Below are 18,002 nucleotides of genomic sequence, written 5' to 3'. Positions count from 1 at the left end.
GTCAACCGGCGCGAAGCAGTGCCGTGGTGGTATCCAGCAACCGGCTGGCGAACCCCCACTCGTTGTCGTACCAGGCGCAGACCTTCACCAGGCCGTCGCCGCCCATGCGGGTCATGGAGGAGTCATAGGTGGCGGACACGGTGGTGTGGTTGAAGTCCACGGAGACGAGATCCTCCTCGGCGACGGCGAGAATGCCCTCGAGCTCGCCTGCAGCGGCGTGCCGGAGCACGCTGTCCACCTCGTCGGCGGAGGTGGGCCGTGCCGCCCGGAAGGTCAGGTCCACCAGCGAAACGTTGATGGTGGGCACGCGCACGGCGAACCCGTCCAGGCGGCCCGCCAGTTCCGGCAGCACCTTGCCCACCGCAGCGGCGGCGCCGGTGCGAGTGGGGATCATGGACTGGGTCGCCGAGCGGGCGCGTCGCGGGTCCTTGTGATAGACGTCGGTGAGCACCTGGTCGTTGGTGTAGGAATGCACCGTGGTCATGAGGCCGTGCTCGATGCCGATGTGCCGGTGCAGCGGCGCCGCCATCGGCGCCAGGCAGTTGGTGGTGCACGAGGCATTGGAAATCACCGTGTGGTCCGCCGTCAGCGTACGGTGATTGACGCCGTAGACGATGGTGGCGTCGACGTCGTCCCCGGCCGGCGCGGAGATCACCACCTTGCGGGCGCCGGCGTCCAGGTGCGCCTGGGAACCGGAGCGGCTCGCGAACAGGCCGGTGCACTCCAGCACCGCATCGATGCCGAGCTCCCCCCAGGGCAGGCGCGCCGGGTCCGGCTCGGCCAGCACGCGCACCCGCCGGCCGTTGACCAGCAGGTCGTCGCCGTCCACCGCAACATCGGCGGCGAACCGGCCGTGAACGGTATCGTGCCGCAACAGGTAGGCGTTGGTCGCAGCATCGCCCAGGTCGTTGATGGCGACAACCTCCAGGGTCTCGCCGCGCTCCTGCTCGACAATGGCGCGCAGGGCATTCCTGCCGATGCGCCCGAAAGCGTTGATGGCGATACGGTAGGCCATGGCGTACCTCCAGGGGGAACTGCTCGATTACGGGTCAGGCCGAGACGCCCAGGTACTTGCCCAGCACCTCGTCGTCGGTCATCGCGGCCTTGTCGGTGGCCTCGTCCAAGATTTGGCCCTCGGCCATAGCCGGCAGAAAACCTGTCGTGTTTCAGGCATCCGTCTCCGACTCGTCGCCCCGCGGGCGCCGCGCATCGGTGGGCCTCGGGCTTAAGCTATCGACGCTAAGGCCGGAGCCATCCCCTGCCAGGCCCACTTCGCGCAGAATCGCATCGACAACCGGCGCCTGAGCACGATAATCCATCAGTGCCGACAATAGCTCTGAGGCCTGGCCGGAGTTTGCGGTACGCCCCCCGTCCGTGCTGTCTGGCGACATGCGTTGACCATGCTGCAGACCATCAACCTTCGCGATTCGAATGCTGTCGACGTGTTTCAGCGGCTCACCGCTGGCACGGAGGATATCGGGCAGGGCATCGATCAGACGGCGACGCATGTCGGCCTGAGTCTGTTCTTCTGAGAGCGCGTTGCGTGCCTCGTTGAGCAGTCGCATGGCCTCTGCCTCCATCTGTTGACGTGCCATATCCCCATCCGCAGTCAGGCGCTCTGCTTCCGCTTCCGCGGCCGCGCGCAGCTTCCGCTCTTCGGCCTCGATCTCCACCCGGTCACGGCGGGCATGGGCGTGAATACGTGCGTGTTCTGTCTCCCGCTCTGCCTCGCGGGCAGCCTTAATGACCTCGATGGCTTTGTCGCGCTGCGCGATCTCAGTCTCGCGAAGGGTCTCCACATGCTCATTCGCGAGTTCGAGCCGTCCCCGCGTCTCGGCAAGCGCCGCCAACGCTTGATTCTGCTCCTGCTCCTTGGCGCTCTGCTCAATCACGCCGTGCAAGCGCGATACCTCGACCGCGGCGTCTCGCTGAGCCCGCAATTCGCCCAGGCGCTGGTCGTTGTAGACGCGGCGTGCCTCGAGCGCCTGGTCGGCATCAAGTTGCGACTGCTCGGCGGCAGCATGACTGCGGGCTTCGGTCTCCGCGATTTCTGCCTGCTGCTGGGCGCGCCGGTCGGCAATGTCGTACTGCTGTTGTAGCCGGGCGTACTCACTCTCCTTTTCCAGATCGAGTCGGCTCTTTTCCGTTTCCAGTGTCTTGCGCTGCAAGGCGATGGCCGTGTCCTGCTCAATGTCGTTGCGCTTTTTCTTGCGCGTCTCGATCTGCTCAGTGAGCCAAGTCAGACCCTCCGCATCAAACGCGTTTGAGGGATTGAAGTACTTGATATCGGTTTGGTCTAGGGCGGTGATCGATACAGTATCGAGTTCGAGACCATTACGCCCCAACCCGTCACCAACCTGCTCCGCGACCGCGCGGGCGAACTCACGCCGATTGGCATGGAGCTCCTCCATAGTCTTCTCCGCTGCCACCGAGCGCAGAGCGTCGACGAACTTCCCCTCCACGAGCGCCTTGAGGTGCTCAGGATTGAGCGTACGAGAACCAAGGGTCTGCGCCGCCAGTTCCACCGCCTCGCGCTCGGCGCGCACCCGAACGTAGAACTCGACCACCACATCGGCGCGCATGCGATCGCCGGTGATCAGCGCCTTGTCATGCGTCCGGGTCAGTTCCAGGCGCATAGTGTTCATGTTGACGCGTGTGACGTTGTGCAGCATTGGCACGATCAACATCCCGCCACCGATCGCCGCCCGCGTCCCACCCAGGCCGGACCGCACCAGCGAGATGTCCTGAGTCGCCCGCTGGAAAAAGCGGATACCAAGGACGATGGTGACAACGACCGCCGCCAGGACTGTCAGTACTATCCCCGTCATGGCCGGGTACCTCCTCTACGAATTGTCGGCGAAGCGCGCCTTGAGCGCGTCGAAGCCCGCCTGGAAAACATCCTGGCCAATGACTCGAGCCATTTCTTCTTCGCGGCCTGCGTCGGTGCCGAATTCCGCCGTCCACTCACCGAAGGTACGATCGCCGTCGGTCACCGGAATCAGGCGCAATCCGGCCACGTAGTCGCTCACTGCCAAAGGTGCTTCGAGAATGCAGTAGGAAAAGCTGTAGTCGAAATCCGACAGCTGCAGCAGCTGCTCCCGTATCCGTCCGCCGTCGGCGAGTTCGAAGTCGCGGACACAACCAATGCAGTCCTGCGGCAAACCGCGTTCGATTCGGGATCGGGAAATCCCAGGATGCCACTCTGGCATCTCGTTGAACCCCCGCACCACCGCCCAGACGTCAGCCGCCGGGGCATCGATGACGCTGCTAATAAATACCTTCACCATGGCGGACTCCTTAGTGCCGACGCAGACCGACGAACTCGCGGGTGCGCGCGACGAGTGCATTCTCGGTGGGCAGCCGCTCCATGGAGCTGGCGCCGAAGAAACCGTGGCAACCCGGGCAGTTGGCAAGGATGTGGGCGGCGTCGGCCGGCTCCGCGATCGGCCCGCCGTGGCAGAGCACGAGGAGATCGTCGCGCAGGCCGTGGGCACGCTCGGCGATGGCGTTGATGCGTGCGACGCAGCTGTCCAGATCGAGTCCGGTGCGGGCGCCGATTGCCCCGCCGGTGGTCAACCCCATGTGGGCCACCAATATATCGGCACCGGCAAGGGTCATCGCCTCGGCCTCGTCCTCATTGAAGACGTAGGGCGTCGTGAGCAGGTCGAGGCTCCGCGCCTCGGCGATCATCTCCACCTCTCGCTCGAAGCCCATGCCGGTCTCTTCGAGATTGGCACGGAACTGGCCGTCGATCAGCCCGACAGTAGGAAAGTTCTGAACGCCGGCAAAGCCTGCGGCACGCACCTGCCGCAGGAAGTGGCGACCAACGATAAATGGGTCGGTACCGTTGACACCGGCGAGCACCGGCGTCTTGCGAACCACAGGCAACACTTCGCGCGCCATATCCATGACGATCTCGTTGGCGTTGCCGAATGCAAGCAACCCGGCAAGCGAACCTCGCCCGGCCATTCGGTAACGCCCCGAGTTGTAGATCACGATGAGATCGATGCCGCCTGCTTCCTCGCACTTCGCCGACAGCCCCGTGCCGGCGCCACCACCGATGATGGGCTCCCCGCCGGACACCTTTTGATGGAAGCGGGCCATGAGTTCCCCTCGGTCGAATCCGGTCATGCCTGACTCCTCCGTTCGCTCGGATTACGCGCGATCGCCTCGTAGGCCGCCACCAGGGCATCGGCGAAAGCGGGATCGTTGATGTGATGGGGTAGCCGTTCAAGCGTTCTGGCCGGTCCGGTCTGGAACGTCTCCTCGAGCCCGGCAAAGAGCGCAGCATCAGCATCCGGGTCATGGAAAGGCTGTCCCGGTGCATCAAGCATGGACACCCCACCTTCCGGTATCAGAAAGCGCACGGGGCCAAGGGCGCGAGAGAGCTTGCGACCGATCCAGCGCCCCATCTCCCGACATTCCTCGGGGGTGGTGCGCATCAGGGTGACCTGCGGGTTATGCCGGTAGAGATTGCGCTTGGAGAAGCGCTCCGGCACGGTTTCCCAGGCCCCCCAATTCACCATGTCCAGAGCACCCAGGGAACCAACATAGGGCAACTCGCGCTCCGCCAGGACATCGAGCCGCCCTTCGCCGGCGCTCATGACGCCGCCCACGTGCAGGTCGCACACCTCGGTCAGGGAAATATCGAGTAGGCCATCCAACATTCCGGAGGCAGCAAGCTTTTCCATGGCTTGCCCGCCGGTCCCGGTAGCGTGGAACACCAGGCAATCGTGACGTCCCTCCAGGCGTTGCCTCACTGCCTGCACACAGGGCGTGGTCACGCCGAACATGGTGAGCCCCACAGCGGGCCGGTCATCGACGTCCGCCGGAACCGGCATGCTCACCATGCCCGCGAGGGCGTGGGCTGCATTCGAGAGTACCCGCCGGGAAATGCGGTTGATGCCAGCAACATCCGTAACCGAGTGCATCATGCAGAGATCAGTGGGGCCCACGTAAGGAGCAACATCACCGGAGGCGACGGTCGAGACCATGACTTTCGGAACGCCCACGGGCAAGGCCTGCATAGCAGGGGTCACGAGTGCTGTCGCCCCGGAGCCGCCGGCTCCGATCACACCACCGACATCGTTCCTGCCGAGCAGGTAGTGAACAAACGCGGTAGCCATAGCCGTGACCGCCGAACCTCGGTCGCCGGTAAATACCGCACCACGCCCATTGGGATGGCAGTCAGCCACGGTGGTCGGTCGCACATCTGCGGTGCTCGCCCCGTCGCTGGTCGACAGGTCGACAGTGCGCACGCGGACGCCGAACCGGCGCAATCGCTCTGCCAGATAATCGAGCTCGCGCCTCTTGGTATCGAAGGTTCCGACCACATAAGCCAGGCGCTGCCGCTCCCCCTGAGGCCGGGCCGGGGTAACCGACGCCGGCCGGCGCGCACCCGAACCCGGCACTCCAGGAACAGCACCAGGGGTCGGCGACGCACCACCAGCCGGGGCACCGGCCGCACGCGACCAGCGGGTGGGCGTAATCTCATGGGCGGACGGTGCAGACGCCTCCTCTCTTTCTTCGTTGCGGCCGTACGGGTTGCCATAGCCCCAGCGCGTCCAGGGCGCCGGACCTCCAGCGAAAGGCTTATCCATGGTGCTCCTCTCCATCGCTGCCGCAGACGCCGGGCCGGGCGTCGCGCCCTCCTCCCGCGTTTCGGCTGTCTGAGTGGGGGCGTCGTCGGTGTCTCGACTAACACCAAGCAGCTGCTGCTGAAGCTCTCGGTCGCGGGCAAGTGCCTCGGCCGGCGTTCGCAATGCCACGCGGCCGTTGACCAGAACGATCGCCTCGCGGGCCACGTCCAAGGCGACGCGCAGATTCTGTTCCACCAGCAGAGTGGCTATCTCACCCTCTGCCGCGAGCTCGCGCAACAGGTCGACGATCTGATCGACAATGACCGGCGCGAGACCCTCGGTGGGCTCATCCATGACCAGCAGACTCGGCTGCGCCAGGAGGGCACGCCCGATAGCCAGCATCTGCTGCTCGCCACCGGAAAGCTGGGTTCCGCTGTTATTGCGACGCTCCGCAAGCCGCGGGAAAATCTCGTAGATGCGCTCCTGCGTCCAGCGAACGTCGCCATCGCGCCTGCGTGGCGCTAGCATGCGCAGGTGCTCGTCCACTGAAAGCGACGGCCAGACGCGCCGTCCCTGAGGAACGTAGCCGACACCCCGCTGGACGATCTGCTCCGGTGGCAGCCCCGATACGTCACCCCCCAAGACGCGGACGATGCCGGCTGTGGAGCGCTTGAGCCCCATCACCGTCTGGCACAGGGTTGTCTTGCCCATGCCATTGCGGCCCACTACTGTCACCACCTCGCCCGCAGGCACCTGCAGCGAGACCTGCTGGAGCACGTATGCCTCCCCGTAGTGAACATCCAGCGCCTCGATTTCGAGCGCGGGGTAGGTGGCTCGCCGACGCGCCTCGCTATTCATCGCTTCTCCGCCCCAGGTAGATTTCCTGCACCGACTCGTCCGCCTCGATCTCCGCGGGTGTTCCCGAACGGAAGAAGGCACCCTGGTGCAGGACGGTGATTCGATCGGCAACGCTGAGCGCTACCTCGAGATCGTGTTCAATAATGACGAACGTGATAGATCGCGGCAGGCCAAACAGGATCTCACGTAGTCGACCGCGCTCTGACTGCGACAGACCGGCGGCCGGCTCATCGAAGAGCACAAGCCGCGGTTGCCCCGCCAACGCCATGCCAATTTCCAGCTGGCGCTTCTGGCCATGGGAAAGCTCGCCCGCCAGGGTGCCGATCCACGATTCCAGGCCGACGAACTCCGCGAGTTCCTGGGCGCGTTGCCGATGGGGGTTGTCAGGAGCCACCCAGAGGAAGGATTGACGACCGCCGTGGACACCCTGTTCAGCGAGAAAAAGGTTATCCAGCACACTGAGTTCCGGAAAAACCAATGATGTTTGGTAGGTGCGGCGCAGGCCGCGCCGGATACGCTGGTGCGCCGGCAATCGGGTAATGTCCTCGGAGAACATCTGAATCCGTCCGCCGCTGGGCACCAGATCGCCGGTGATGCAATTGAACGTAACCGCTCCACGAACCCCATCTGTTGAGTCGATTCCGGTTCCGGGACACTGAGCCTTCCAGATGGATGGGAGGCCTGGAGTATGTGGTTATCCCCGGTACGAGCCCGCTGGTTGGGCCATTTGTATCACGCCCACGCATTGGGTTTGTCACTGAGTGAGTATGCCCGGCGCCAGGATGTCTCGCTGGCCGAGCTGATGGACTGGGAGCGCCGGCTGCATGAGGCTGGGGTTCCGGTTCCGGAGCGTCACCGTCCCGCACGGTTCGTCGCCGTGGAGGTGGTGGCATGATCCGGCCCGGGAGCGATGTGGCGGTGTATCTGTGCCGCGAGCCCGTGGACATGCGCAAGTCCATCGACGGGCTCTCGCTGCTCGTCCAAGAAGTCATGGAGTGCGATCCGTTCACCGCGGCGGTGTTCGTGTTCTGCAACCGGGCGCAGGATAAGGTGAAGATCCTGTTCTGGGAGTGCAACGGCTTCGTGGTCTGGTACAAGCGCCTCGAGCAGGAGCGGTTCAAGTGGCCAGTGTGCGGTGAGCAGGAGCGTCTGACACTCTCCGGCCAGGAGCTCAACTGGCTGCTCGATGGCATCGACATTAGCCGCATGCGACCACACAAAGCGCTGCGTTATCAGTCGGTTGGCTGACATTTTGGTCGTCTCTCTAGTGCCTTTTTGGTACAATTACCGGCATGAAACGGGCCGATACCAACACGTTGCCATCCAGTTCCGATCTCCAGCGCGAGCTCGACGAACAGCGCGCTCTGGTCGAACGCCTCCAGGCCCAACTCGCCGAGAAGGAGGCCGCGTGGGCGGCAGAGAAGCGCTCGCTGTTCGAGCAAATCCGGCTGCTGCTGGACAACCGCTTCGGCCCCTCCACCGAGAAGTACAGCATCAAGCAGCAGGACCTGTTCTTCGACGAGGCCGAGAGCCTGGTGGAAGAGCCCGCCGAGTCAGGTGAGACTGCCGAGGCGGAAGAGGAAAACCAGCCGGCCCCCAGTGGCGGCAAGCGTCGCCGGGGTGGGCGCGCCCCACTGCCGCCGGAGCTGCCTCGCGTGGACATCGTCCACGATCTCCCCGAGGACGAACAGCAGTGCGCCTGCGGCTGCGGTGCGCTCACCCGCATCGGCGAAGAGGTCACCGAGCAGCTCGACATCATCCCGGCCCAGATCCAGGTGCTGCGCCATGTGCGCATCAAGTACGCCTGCCGGGCCTGCGAGGACGGTGTCCAGATCGCCGATCTGCCGCCGCAGCCGCTGCCGAAGAGCAACGCGAGCCCCGGACTGCTTGCCTATATCGCCACCGCCAAGTACCAGGACGCGCTGCCGCTGTACCGCCAGGAGCAGGTCTTCAAACGACTGGGCCTGGAGCTGCCACGGAACACGCTCGCCCGCTGGATGGTGGAGATGGGCACGTTGCTCGCCCCACTGGCCGAGCGCCTGCGCGCCCATCTGCAAGGCGCGGAACTCATCCACATGGACGAGACGACCGTGCAGGTGAACACCGAGCCCGGGCGTGCTGCCTCCAGCACCTCGTACATGTGGGTCCAGCGCGGCGGACCACCCGGTGCCGAGGTGGTGCTGTTCGACTACGACCCCAGCCGCTCGGGCCAGGTCCCGCGCCGCCTGCTGGATGACTACGACGGCATCCTGCTCACCGACGGTTACGAGGGCTATGCCCAGGTGGTGCGCGACAATGCGATCACTCACGCTGGCTGCTGGGCGCACGCCAGGCGGCAGTTCGTCGAGGCCCAGAAAGCCCAGCCCAAGGGCAAGACCGGGAAGGCGGACCGAGCGCTGGCGTCCATCGGCAAACTCTACCGCGTGGAACGCGAGGCGCAGGGCCTGCCCGTTGAGGAGCGTGAACGCCTGCGCGCCACGCACAGCCAGCCGCTGATCAAGGATCTGCGCCAGTGGCTTGACCAGTCACTGGAGAAGGTGCCGCCGAAGACCGCCATCGGCAAAGCCGTGCACTACCTCAACAGCCAGTGGCCCCGGCTCATCCGGTTCCTGGACGATGGGCGCATCCCGCTGGACAACAACCCCGCGGAGAACGCCATCCGGCCGTTCGTGGTGGGGCGCAAGAACTGGCTTTTTAGCCACACACAGCGGGGCGCCCACGCCAGCGCCACGATCTACAGCGTCATCGAGACGGCCAAGATCAACGGCCTGGAGCCCTACGCGTACCTGCTCGAGGTGTTAAAGAACCTGCCGGCGGCGACAACCGACGAGGCCATCACGGATCTGCTGCCGTGGAACCAGGATGAGAGCCTATACGCGCTCAAATCCGCTGAGTAGTTGGGGTTCCCGGATCGCTTACAATTGAACAGTGTCGTCTTGCCCGCGCCGTTGGCACCGAGTATGGCGTGGCGCCCCGCTTCCGGCACGGTCAACGAAATGTCTTGCAGGGCGACGAGAGACCCGAAACGCATCGAAACGCGGCGCAGACTGAGCGCGGCGGCCTCGTCACCAGCGAAGAGTGTCTCCGCCAGACTCGTGGCCCGCTCCTGCTTAGTGTCGTGGTTTCCGCGCATCGACCCTCCCGTCGCCATCGCCGTCAAGACCCTTCAGCGAATTTCCGCGCAGCGCGGGTGATCACGGCTGGGTGCTTCAAGAGCCAGGAATTCATCCCGGTCCATGCCCAGCGTCTGGTTCACACCCTCCGCGACCCCCACGTTGGCGTTGTAGAGGTTGCCGTCATCGTCGACCCGCACCTCACGGAGGAACATGTCGGCGATCGCGGCCCGGTTCTCGTCGAGGGACACGGCCCCCGTGGGCGTCTCGATTTCCAGGTTGGCGAGCACCTCACGGTACTCAGAGTGGTCACCCAGTTCGCCGCCGACATCTTCAAGGGCCGTCAGCATTGCGAGCGTATTGGTGTAGTACGCATGGGCGAAGATCGAGGGTTCGCTTAACGCATCATCACCGAACATTTCGTGATAGCGGTCAACCCAGTTCTTCCACTGCTCGTTGTCCCACTCACCGGGAACTGGTGCCCCACTTGGCGTCCCCACAATATGATCACGTTGGCCACCTTCGGCTGACAGGACCGTGCCATCGACAGTATTCGTGCCGCCGATGATGGGTTTGTCACCGCCAGCATCACGGTACTGTTGAAGGAAATCGACAGCGTCGGAGCCCGTAAGGGCCACGAAAATGGCGTCAACATCATCTGGGATCGAAAACACCACGGAGCTATAGTCGCTGGTGCCAATCGGCGTCCAAAAGCGCTCTGCCACCTCGCCGCCGGCCTGGCAGAACTCGTAGAGAAAGCCGGCTACCTGGGCGTAAGGAAACGAGTAGTCCTCGGCCACCGTCGCGACGCGTTTCCAGTCGCGCTCGTCGACGACGTAGGTGCCAAGCCCGGCCATCCACTGAGCGCCATCCGTGCTGAACCGGAAGAAGTTATCGGAGGGATCGCGGAGCGTTGTCTCCTGGGCTGCAGACGCACCATTGATGAAGGTTACTCCATCCACATCCCGTGAGTAGTCACGCACGGCAATCCCCTCGGAGCCCGACAGCGGTCCGAGAAGCAGGTCAGCGCCGTCCACGTTGACCAGTTTCTAGGCCGCATTCACAGCGCTTTCCGGGGAGGTATCCGTGGACTCCGAGATCACCTTGATCTCACGCCCGGCGATTTCGCCATCGAATTCCTCAAGCGCCATACGGAAACCGCGCATGCCATCCTCGCCAGCTGAGGCAAAAGCACCCTCAAGCGTGGCCATAGTCCCGATCACAATAGGATCCTCATCGGCCTGAGCCATTGGTACCAAGCCCAGCGTAGCCACTGTGTAAAACGCAGCCATTCGAAGCGCATTATGTGACATGGTTCTCTCCTCCTACTTTCTCTAGTTTTAAGGCATCTCAATGAATGCCTTGCCGAGGACGCGAAAAACTCACGCACCCGGCTCTCGGGTCCGCATGGAGCGGATATACGATTTCCAGATACCAACGACTCCGTCGCGGGAAAACGCTACGATAAGCAGAAAAATCACTCCTACAAGAAGATTGAAACGCTCCCGTGCTCCAGGAATTAGGTCAGCAGCGAATATATCCAAAAGCACGAATATCAATGCCTCGATAAACGCACCGATCGGGTGCCCAAGACCACCAATAATGGCGATGATGAGAATGTTTATCACTGGCATAACGGAGACCGTAGACGGGTCAATACGGGTATTAAACCAGACCATAAGAATCCCGCCCGCTCCCGCGAGGAGGCCTGCCAAGGCATAGGCAAGTATGCGGTGAGCATGAACGTTGTAGCCAAGTGCGGCCATTCGACGGGCTCCATCACGGATTCCCTGCAGGGAGAGCCCAAAAGGCGTGCGGCGCAAATGGCGGATTGTCCAGTAGCCAGCGACAGTTACTATCAGGCAGAGAAAATAGAAGGGCAAAGGTAACCGCAATGGCACTCCCGCGAACGCGGGCGCAGCCACTCCTGTAAATCCAGTGAAGCCACCCATCACCACATAATTTTGACGGGCAAAAATAGAAAACGTTACGGCAATGGCTAGCGTGATCATGATCGTGTAAATGCCGGTGGTTCGCACTGCCAACCAACCAACAAAGCTTGCCACCGCAACGGCGAGCGAAAGGGCGAGAATAACTGTGATTTCTGGAGGCAGAGTCGCCTGCAAACCAGGATCCGTTGTGCTGAAAATAGCCACCGTGTAAGCGGCGACTCCTGCGATGGTCATCTGCGCGAGAGAGACGATACCCGCAAAACCAGCGAGAAAGGCTAGGCCAAGAGCAATTAGGCCTAGAATCATCGCGCGAGCGAACACCTGAACCAACCAGAAATCACTGGCCACTGCAGGAACAATAAATACCAGAATTCCCAGCAGAGCCCACTCCCCGGGGGTGGGTCGTCTCAGCCATCGCATCACCATCGCACCCAAGGCCTACACCTCCTTCCCGAAGAGCCCCTGAGGGCGAACCGCCAGAACGACGATGAGAATGATAAAGGTGTAAAGCGCGCCATAGGTGGGCGTGTACGCAAGGCCATACTGCTCTGCTAACCCAATCACCACCGCACCCACCGCGCTGCCGACCACCGACCCCATCCCACCGACAATCACCACCACCAGACTGGCAAGCAAAATACGGATATCTTCGCCTGGCGAAATGGACTGCACCGTGCCCCCAAGCACACCAGCAATGCCGGCAAGACCGGCACCCACCGCAAAGGTTACGGCAAATACCAGGTGCACGTTTACGCCGGAGGCCTGAAGCATGCCACGATCATCAACCCCAGCACGGATCATCATCCCGATTCGGGTTCGCGTCAGGAAAAGCCATAGGCCGATACCGATACCTAGGGCGATCACGACGTTGATCAGTCGCATCGCCGGATAAGCAGGCAGAATATCGAGACCGGTGCGGAAGGGGCCCTGGAACATTTCGGGGGCAGAAATCTGGTAGGTCTGCCCCCCCCAATACCAGAGCATCAGGTCGGCGAAGATGATCGACAGCGCCAGCGTGATGAGTGTCTGGCGCAGCTCCTGGCCGTCGAGATGACGAAACACCAGGAGCTGCAGCAGCGCGCCGAGGAGCGCAATGGTAATGAACGCTGCCGCCACGGCAAAAAACCAGTTGTCAAAAACTTTCAACGCCTCGAAGCCGACGTAACCGCCGAGCAGGTACAGCGACCCATGGGCCAGATTGATGTTACGCATGAGGCCGAACACAAGCGTGAAACCGCTGGCGACGATGAAGTACAAGGCCGCAAGCGTGAGCCCGTTCAACGTTACTGCCAGAAATTGCGTCATCGCCTTAAGCCCGTGCATGACCCGAACGTCGAACGAGTATAGGCAGCAAGTAAAAATGGGAACAACACAGGGGATACTCAATGGCGTGTAAATCTGGGTAATATATGCGCCATGAAACCGAACGAACCGCAATGGGAACTTCTGCCCATCGAAGATGCCGTCCGGGGAAACTCTGCGGCACCCATGCTGGTGACGCTGGCCTGGCCAGTCGCAATGGCCAGTGACCCGTGGCTTGGCTTGCTATTGCCCACCCGCGACTACAACCGCGAGTTACTTGGCGCCCTGCGTCGGTATTCCTTGCCGAATCAAGCCTACGTCGGGGTATTCCTTTCTCATCCATACCTCAATCTGGGCAGCGTCCTTGCCGCTGTGGACGCCGCTGGAGCGAGGGGCATTGCCGCGTTTCCGGGCATCAGTCATCTCACCTCGAGCTTCGCCGAGACAGCGGAGCAGAGTGGACTCGCCCTGGCTACTGAGAGCCAGCGATTGATGCAGGCAGCCGATCACGGCTTCTCGACTCTGGCGACCATCGGTGCGCCCGGTGTCGGCAAGCCGCTATCCGGCCTGAAACCGGACTGGGTGCTCACGGTGCCGCCAGTGGTGGGTAGTGAATTACCGGCAGGCTGTAAAGGCGTGCTCGAGTATCGGCCCGGTGCTGGGAGCGAGCGCAGGCTGCCGCTCCCGATGCGGCGCACCCCCGACTGACGAAAGGGCTACCATTGCTCAAACGCGGCAATCGCGACCGCAGGCCTCATATGACAGCGCTTTCACCGAGCCCTGATTAGCACATGATGGCTCAGAGGCCGAGTCGGCGCATACGGTTGTAGAGAGTCTTACGGCTAATCCCCAGAGCACGCGCGGTCGCGGTCCGATTGAACGCGTGCCTGCGAAGGGCGGCAAGCAACCACTCGGACTCCTCTCTTGCGAGTTGCTTACGGCGGCCGAACCCGACATCAGGGGTTGCGTCATTCAGCAATGGCTCTACCATCCGAGCGCTAACCTCACCGCTAAACCCTGTCGCTCTCAGCCGATCAACAAAAGCGCCCAACTCAGGCAGGTTGCCAGGCCAATTATGCTGCTGCAGAAGACCGATTGCGGACTCGGAAAAACGCAGGTTGAACCCACGTGCAGCACAGTATCCCTGCAGTATTTCACCTAAAGATTCAATACGTTCCTCAAGTGATGGCATCCTAACCTCTCGCATGCGCAGGAGTTGGTACAGTTCGTCGATCAGATGGCCGCTAGCGGCAAGGTCTGCAAGGCGATACTCCGTGAGCAGTAACAACCAAGGACGGGTGCCAACGGCCCGATGACCTCGAAAAGGGGTGACCATGCCATTGAGAATCAGCCGTCCGAGCTTTCGCTGCCAGCGCCGCGACAATCCCTCCAGTGGCTCAATCAGCAGTGGCTGGCCATCACACTCCAACAGCAAGCCCTCTCGCCCGTCGCCGTGACCGAACAACCGCATACCAAGCTGGGGCTCAACGTAGTCTGCCGTGAGCAAGGTCGCGGGATCAGGTTGATGGCCGGCTTCAGCGCAAATGAAGCGCACTGCCGCGTGGCGCTGGGTCCCAGTTTCCCCTGAGATCACCACTGGGCCCAACCCATCTGCCAGTGCTTTCAGATGCCACAGAGAATCTGTCAGGGCACGGGACCCGCCATGCAGACCCGCCGCCGCCGCCCGCTGCAGCAGCCCGGCACGCTCGCTGCTCTCGCGTTGACGGCGCAGCCCGGCGGACTTGAACGCCAGTGTGGCATCGACCGCGGCGTTCTCCAGCGGCAGACGGTCTATCGTGGAGCCGCCGATATAGCCCCGCATGCCTGACTCCACGCAGATCTCGGCAACCTGGCTCGGGTTTACAACAGGCCCGCCCTCGATGAGGCAGATGGTCTTCGGCGAGCGCAAACGGGTGACCTTGGCAATGTCGCGCGCGCGAAGAATCGCCTCATCGATGGACACCTCCGGCTGCAATTCGGTGAGGCGTCCGCCTGCGTTCCAGCCGAAGTTCACGCAGAGGAAATCGGGCTTTATCTCCGCGGCCATCTCTGCCTGATCTCTGGTTTTGACGTATACAAGGACACGCAACCCAAGCGCGCGTGCGTGCGCCAGGAGTTCGAGTTCTGCGGCGAACCCAAGCCCGTGCGCGTCAAGTGTGCGTGCAGCAGACTCTGGATAGTGGACTGTAGTCGGGAAGTTCACCACGCCCGCAAGACCGAGAGAGGCGATGGCTCGGAGGCGAGAATCTAACTGATCAGACGATTCCCAAACGCACAGACCTGCGAAAACCGGCAGGCGGGTCGGGTGGGTAAGTTCATTCGAGACGAAGTCCACTACGACTTCGTTGGCCGCCGCAAACGGAAGCATCGAGCTGATTGATGGCAGACCCATCGAGCGCAAGCGTCCAACGTTCAGGGCCAGAAGAAAGTCGGCCTGACCCCGCTCGGCGGCCTGAGCCATCAGCCCTGTACCGATCGCAGCTCCCACGAAAAAACGGTCTTCTTTCCCTGCCAAGAGTTTGTCAACACCTTGCACCGTTCTCGCGCCTCCGGAGTCGGTCACTGTGTGCCGCATCTCTCAACCGCATCGCGCCTAATGTGGTCCGCTTACGTTTCACCCTGCCTGGATTACGCACAGGTGGAGCAAGGCCATGGCGCCCAAGACGCAAGGACACCTGTGACGAGAGCCATGATGCGACGTTAAAGACTCCGGAAGATAGCCCTCGGCGAAAGGCCCCCGAGGGGGCTCGATGGTTGACCACGCATCAGCGCATCAGGGAAGGCAGATCCCCGCGTCGCCCCACCGCGTGATCCACGAACAGCGTCTTGGCAGGCACGAGCCGGTCGGTGAGCCCGAGCCCGAGGTTGCGCACGATCGCACGGACGGGATCGTTGTTGCTGAACAGCCAGTGGAAACCGTCCATGGCCGTCTGCATCAGCGCATTGTCGGCCCGCCGCCAGCGCGCGTAGCGGCGTAGCGCCCCGTAAGCGCCGGCGTCGCCGTGACGCTGGCGCCCCTCGGCGAGCACATCCACCAGGGCTGCGGCATCCAGGAAGCCCAGGTTCACGCCCTGGCCGGCCAGCGGGTGAATCACATGGGCGGCATCCCCCACCAGCGCGACCCGCGGGGCCACGTACTCGTTGGCGTGCAGACGCCGCAGCGGGAACGCCGCCCGATCCTCGGCGGCAATCACCACTCCCAGCACACCCTCGGTGGCATCGGTCAGGGCATTACTGAAGGCAAGTTCGTCCAGCGCCTCAAGCTCATCCGCCCGTTCCTCGGTGGCGGACCACACCAGGGAGCAACGGCCGTCGGCCAGCGGCAGCAACGCCACCGGCCCCGTGGGCAGGAACCGCTGCCGGGCAACGGCGCCGTGGTGGATTTCGGTGGTCACGGTGGCGACAATGCCGCGCTGGTGATAGTCGCGGGTATCGGCGCCGATACCCGCCGCCTCGCGGACCATGGAGCGGGCGCCGTCGGCGCCCACCAGGAGGTCGGCACGCAAACGACGCCCATCCCCCAGGCGCATCCCCACCCGGTCCGGCTCGATGGCGAGGTCATCCACGGTCACCGGACAGTACAGGCTGACATTGCTGCGCCGCCCTACCGCGGCACGCAGGGCGTCCTGGACCAGGGTGTTCTCGACGATATGGCCCAGGCAGGCCTCGCCACGATCGGCGGCGTCGAAGGTCACGCCGGGATGGCCAGCCGCGTCCCAGGCATGAATGGCCTCGAAGGGGCTCACCCGGGCGGCGGCTATGGCCTCCCAGGCACCCAGACGCTCCAGCAGGCGCCGCGAGGCGTGAGTAATGGCGGACACCCGGTTGCTGGTGTGCTCCCGCCGCCAGGCCGGTGCCTGCCGCGCCTCCACCACCGCCACGGTGTAGCCGGTGTCGGCGAGCCCGGCGGCCAGGGCCAGGCCAACCATGCCACCGCCAACAATGATCACGTCCGCCCGGTGCTCAGCCATGGGTACTCTCCAGCGGCAGACCGCGCGCCAGGCGAGGCAGGCGACCACTGCGCCCCATGGCCTGACGCATGAGTGCATCCCGTGGCCCCGGCAGCAGTTCCATGCCCATGAGGCCGGCGTTGCGCGCCAGGCGCAGGCCCGGGACGCGATTGGAAAACAGACGCACCAGGGCGTCGGTGAACGCCGTGACCCGGCGATGGTCGGGCTGCCGGGCCACCGCATAGGCTGCCAGGAGCTGCCCACCCCCCGGATCCCCTCCAGCCCGTGCGGCCCCGTGCACCCGTTCCGCCAGCTCAGCGACATCCCGCAGGGCCAGGTTGAACCCCTGCCCGGCCACCGGGTGCAGGGTTCGCGCGGCGTTGCCGATGACAACACCGCGCTCGGTGACGCGGCGGTCGCTGCGACTCAGGCGCAGCGGGTAACTCACACGATGACCCACCCGCAGGAACCTGCCCAGGCGATACCCGAAGGCATCCTGCAGGGCCGCCAGGAACGCGGCCTCGCCCATGGCAGTCAACGCCTCCGCATGGTCCGGCGCGACGGTCCAGACCAGGGAGCAGTGCCCCCCGGGCAACGGCAGCAGCGCCAGCGGCCCCTCCGGCGTGAACCGCTCGAACGCCTCGCCGGCAGGCTCCCTGGCCGGGGTCACGTTGGCGACCACGCCGTGCTGGCCATAGTCCGTTTCCCGTACCTGCAGACCCAGGTGCTCGCGCAGGGCCGAGTGGGTGCCGTCGGCGGCGACCAGCAACCGGGCAGACAGCGACGCACCACTGCCGAGTTCCACCCGGGCGGTGTCTTCATCGGTGTGCACGGTGGCGACACTGTCCGTGACCGTCTGCACCGTGCCGGGCAGGCGCTCCAGCGCGCCCCGCAGCGCCCGACCAAGCACACGATTCGGCGCCACGTAGCCCAGGGCGTCCAGCCCCTCGCGGGCGGCGTCCATGCGGGTCATCCCGAAGCCACCCTGATCGGAGACATGGATGCGGCGGATGGGTCCGATCTCCGGTGCGATTGCGGACCAGAGCCCCAGGGCCTCGAGGATGCGACGGCTGGTGGGCGCCAGGGCAGTGCTGCGATCGTCGTAGCTGGGCTGCGCCGGCGCTTCGGCAGTCACCGGATCAACCACGTGCACGCTCAGCCCGCTACGGGCCAGTGCAATGGCCAGACTGGCACCCACCAGGCCACCGCCGGCAATGACCACATCCACCGACGCCGCGGATGTCACGT

At 63.8% G+C, this 18,002-nt stretch carries 15 protein-coding genes and 2 pseudogenes; 4 read left to right on the top strand and 13 right to left on the bottom strand.

From position 1 onward, the window contains the following. Position 1 precedes the first annotated feature (1 nt). From gap to KU884_RS01480, 6 genes are all read right to left on the bottom strand, one after another. Positions 2-1,015 (bottom strand): type I glyceraldehyde-3-phosphate dehydrogenase, encoded by a 1,014-nt coding sequence (gene gap / locus KU884_RS01510; protein ID WP_167780964.1) that lies wholly within the window; start codon positions 1,013-1,015, stop codon positions 2-4. A gap of 151 nt (positions 1,016-1,166) precedes the next feature. Continuing rightward, entirely contained in the window at positions 1,167-2,828 is a 1,662-nt protein-coding gene (locus KU884_RS01505; protein ID WP_167780963.1) for a flotillin family protein, read from the bottom strand. Positions 2,829-2,843: 15 nt separating this feature from the next. Then, entirely contained in the window at positions 2,844-3,287 is a 444-nt protein-coding gene (locus tag KU884_RS01500; RefSeq protein WP_167780962.1) for an SRPBCC family protein, read from the bottom strand. 10 nt (positions 3,288-3,297) lie between these two features. Then, entirely contained in the window at positions 3,298-4,131 is an 834-nt protein-coding gene (locus tag KU884_RS01495; RefSeq protein WP_167780961.1) for a phosphoenolpyruvate hydrolase family protein, read from the bottom strand. Beyond that, positions 4,128-6,437, bottom strand: a complete 2,310-nt coding sequence (locus KU884_RS18820) for an ABC transporter permease (RefSeq protein ID WP_167780960.1) — start codon at positions 6,435-6,437, stop codon at positions 4,128-4,130. Before KU884_RS18820 ends, KU884_RS01495 begins: the two co-directional genes overlap by 4 nt. Beyond that, positions 6,430-6,993 (bottom strand): ATP-binding cassette domain-containing protein, encoded by a 564-nt coding sequence (locus tag KU884_RS01480; RefSeq protein WP_254432144.1) that lies wholly within the window; start codon positions 6,991-6,993, stop codon positions 6,430-6,432. The genes KU884_RS18820 and KU884_RS01480 overlap by 8 nt, the downstream gene beginning before the upstream one ends. Before the next feature lie 132 nt (positions 6,994-7,125). Here KU884_RS01480 and KU884_RS01475 point away from each other — a divergent pair, with 132 nt between their 5' ends. Genes KU884_RS01475 through KU884_RS01465 form a run of 3 tightly spaced genes read left to right on the top strand, consistent with a single transcriptional unit; the run spans position 7,126 to position 9,334 of the window. Next, entirely contained in the window at positions 7,126-7,332 is a 207-nt protein-coding gene (locus KU884_RS01475; RefSeq protein ID WP_167780922.1) for a hypothetical protein, read from the top strand. Then, positions 7,329-7,685: an IS66 family insertion sequence element accessory protein TnpB gene (gene tnpB, locus KU884_RS01470; RefSeq protein ID WP_167780958.1), complete on the top strand. Its 357-nt coding sequence runs from the start codon at positions 7,329-7,331 to the stop codon at positions 7,683-7,685. Before KU884_RS01475 ends, tnpB begins: the two co-directional genes overlap by 4 nt. Before the next feature lie 44 nt (positions 7,686-7,729). Continuing rightward, on the top strand, positions 7,730-9,334 hold the full coding sequence (locus tag KU884_RS01465; protein ID WP_254432143.1) for an IS66 family transposase: 1,605 nt from the start codon (positions 7,730-7,732) through the stop codon (positions 9,332-9,334). 62 nt (positions 9,335-9,396) lie between these two features. Here KU884_RS01465 and KU884_RS18815 read toward each other — a convergent pair. The 4 genes and pseudogenes from KU884_RS18815 to KU884_RS01445 form a co-directional block, all read right to left on the bottom strand. Next, positions 9,397-9,468, bottom strand: a pseudogene (locus KU884_RS18815) (hypothetical protein); the annotation flags it as partial. A 135-nt stretch (positions 9,469-9,603) separates the two neighbouring features. Beyond that, positions 9,604-10,761: pseudogene (locus KU884_RS01460) on the bottom strand (ABC transporter substrate-binding protein). A 171-nt stretch (positions 10,762-10,932) separates the two neighbouring features. Continuing rightward, positions 10,933-11,928: a branched-chain amino acid ABC transporter permease gene (locus tag KU884_RS01450; RefSeq protein WP_254432233.1), complete on the bottom strand. Its 996-nt coding sequence runs from the start codon at positions 11,926-11,928 to the stop codon at positions 10,933-10,935. A gap of 12 nt (positions 11,929-11,940) precedes the next feature. Continuing rightward, on the bottom strand, positions 11,941-12,807 hold the full coding sequence (locus KU884_RS01445; RefSeq protein WP_217351399.1) for a branched-chain amino acid ABC transporter permease: 867 nt from the start codon (positions 12,805-12,807) through the stop codon (positions 11,941-11,943). Between the two features lie 111 nt (positions 12,808-12,918). Between KU884_RS01445 and KU884_RS01440 the strand changes: the two genes are divergently transcribed. Continuing rightward, the gene (locus KU884_RS01440; protein WP_167780953.1) at positions 12,919-13,512 is read left to right on the top strand and encodes a hypothetical protein; all 594 of its coding nucleotides are present in this window, start codon (positions 12,919-12,921) and stop codon (positions 13,510-13,512) included. A 91-nt stretch (positions 13,513-13,603) separates the two neighbouring features. On the opposite strand, the gene KU884_RS01435 is transcribed toward KU884_RS01440, so the two are convergent. From KU884_RS01435 to ubiH, 3 genes are all read right to left on the bottom strand, one after another. Next, entirely contained in the window at positions 13,604-15,340 is a 1,737-nt protein-coding gene (locus KU884_RS01435; RefSeq protein WP_167780952.1) for a phosphoenolpyruvate hydrolase family protein, read from the bottom strand. 229 nt (positions 15,341-15,569) lie between these two features. Beyond that, positions 15,570-16,775 (bottom strand): UbiH/UbiF/VisC/COQ6 family ubiquinone biosynthesis hydroxylase, encoded by a 1,206-nt coding sequence (locus KU884_RS01430; protein ID WP_167780951.1) that lies wholly within the window; start codon positions 16,773-16,775, stop codon positions 15,570-15,572. Beyond that, complete coding sequence (gene ubiH, locus KU884_RS01425; RefSeq protein WP_167784075.1) at positions 16,768-18,000, bottom strand: 2-octaprenyl-6-methoxyphenyl hydroxylase; 1,233 nt, start codon at positions 17,998-18,000, stop codon at positions 16,768-16,770. Before ubiH ends, KU884_RS01430 begins: the two co-directional genes overlap by 8 nt. Positions 18,001-18,002: the final 2 nt, after the last annotated feature.

The organism is Aquisalimonas sp. 2447 (assembly GCF_012044895.1).
Taxonomy (GTDB): domain Bacteria; phylum Pseudomonadota; class Gammaproteobacteria; order Nitrococcales; family Aquisalimonadaceae; genus Aquisalimonas.
The sequence above is the reverse complement of the archived record's forward strand: the minus strand, read 5'-3'. Positions and strand labels throughout refer to the sequence as shown.

Coding starts and splice junctions, on each gene's coding strand:
- gap (WP_167780964.1), bottom strand. CDS start 1,015: ATGGCCTACCGTATCGCCATCAACGCTTTCGGGCGCATCGGCAGGAAT.
- KU884_RS01505 (WP_167780963.1), bottom strand. CDS start 2,828: ATGACGGGGATAGTACTGACAGTCCTGGCGGCGGTCGTTGTCACCATC.
- KU884_RS01500 (WP_167780962.1), bottom strand. CDS start 3,287: ATGGTGAAGGTATTTATTAGCAGCGTCATCGATGCCCCGGCGGCTGAC.
- KU884_RS01495 (WP_167780961.1), bottom strand. CDS start 4,131: ATGACCGGATTCGACCGAGGGGAACTCATGGCCCGCTTCCATCAAAAG.
- KU884_RS18820 (WP_167780960.1), bottom strand. CDS start 6,437: ATGAATAGCGAGGCGCGTCGGCGAGCCACCTACCCCGCGCTCGAAATC.
- KU884_RS01480 (WP_254432144.1), bottom strand. CDS start 6,993: ATGTTCTCCGAGGACATTACCCGATTGCCGGCGCACCAGCGTATCCGG.
- KU884_RS01475 (WP_167780922.1), top strand. CDS start 7,126: ATGTGGTTATCCCCGGTACGAGCCCGCTGGTTGGGCCATTTGTATCAC.
- tnpB (WP_167780958.1), top strand. CDS start 7,329: ATGATCCGGCCCGGGAGCGATGTGGCGGTGTATCTGTGCCGCGAGCCC.
- KU884_RS01465 (WP_254432143.1), top strand. CDS start 7,730: ATGAAACGGGCCGATACCAACACGTTGCCATCCAGTTCCGATCTCCAG.
- KU884_RS01450 (WP_254432233.1), bottom strand. CDS start 11,928: ATGGTGATGCGATGGCTGAGACGACCCACCCCCGGGGAGTGGGCTCTG.
- KU884_RS01445 (WP_217351399.1), bottom strand. CDS start 12,807: ATGACGCAATTTCTGGCAGTAACGTTGAACGGGCTCACGCTTGCGGCC.
- KU884_RS01440 (WP_167780953.1), top strand. CDS start 12,919: ATGAAACCGAACGAACCGCAATGGGAACTTCTGCCCATCGAAGATGCC.
- KU884_RS01430 (WP_167780951.1), bottom strand. CDS start 16,775: ATGGCTGAGCACCGGGCGGACGTGATCATTGTTGGCGGTGGCATGGTT.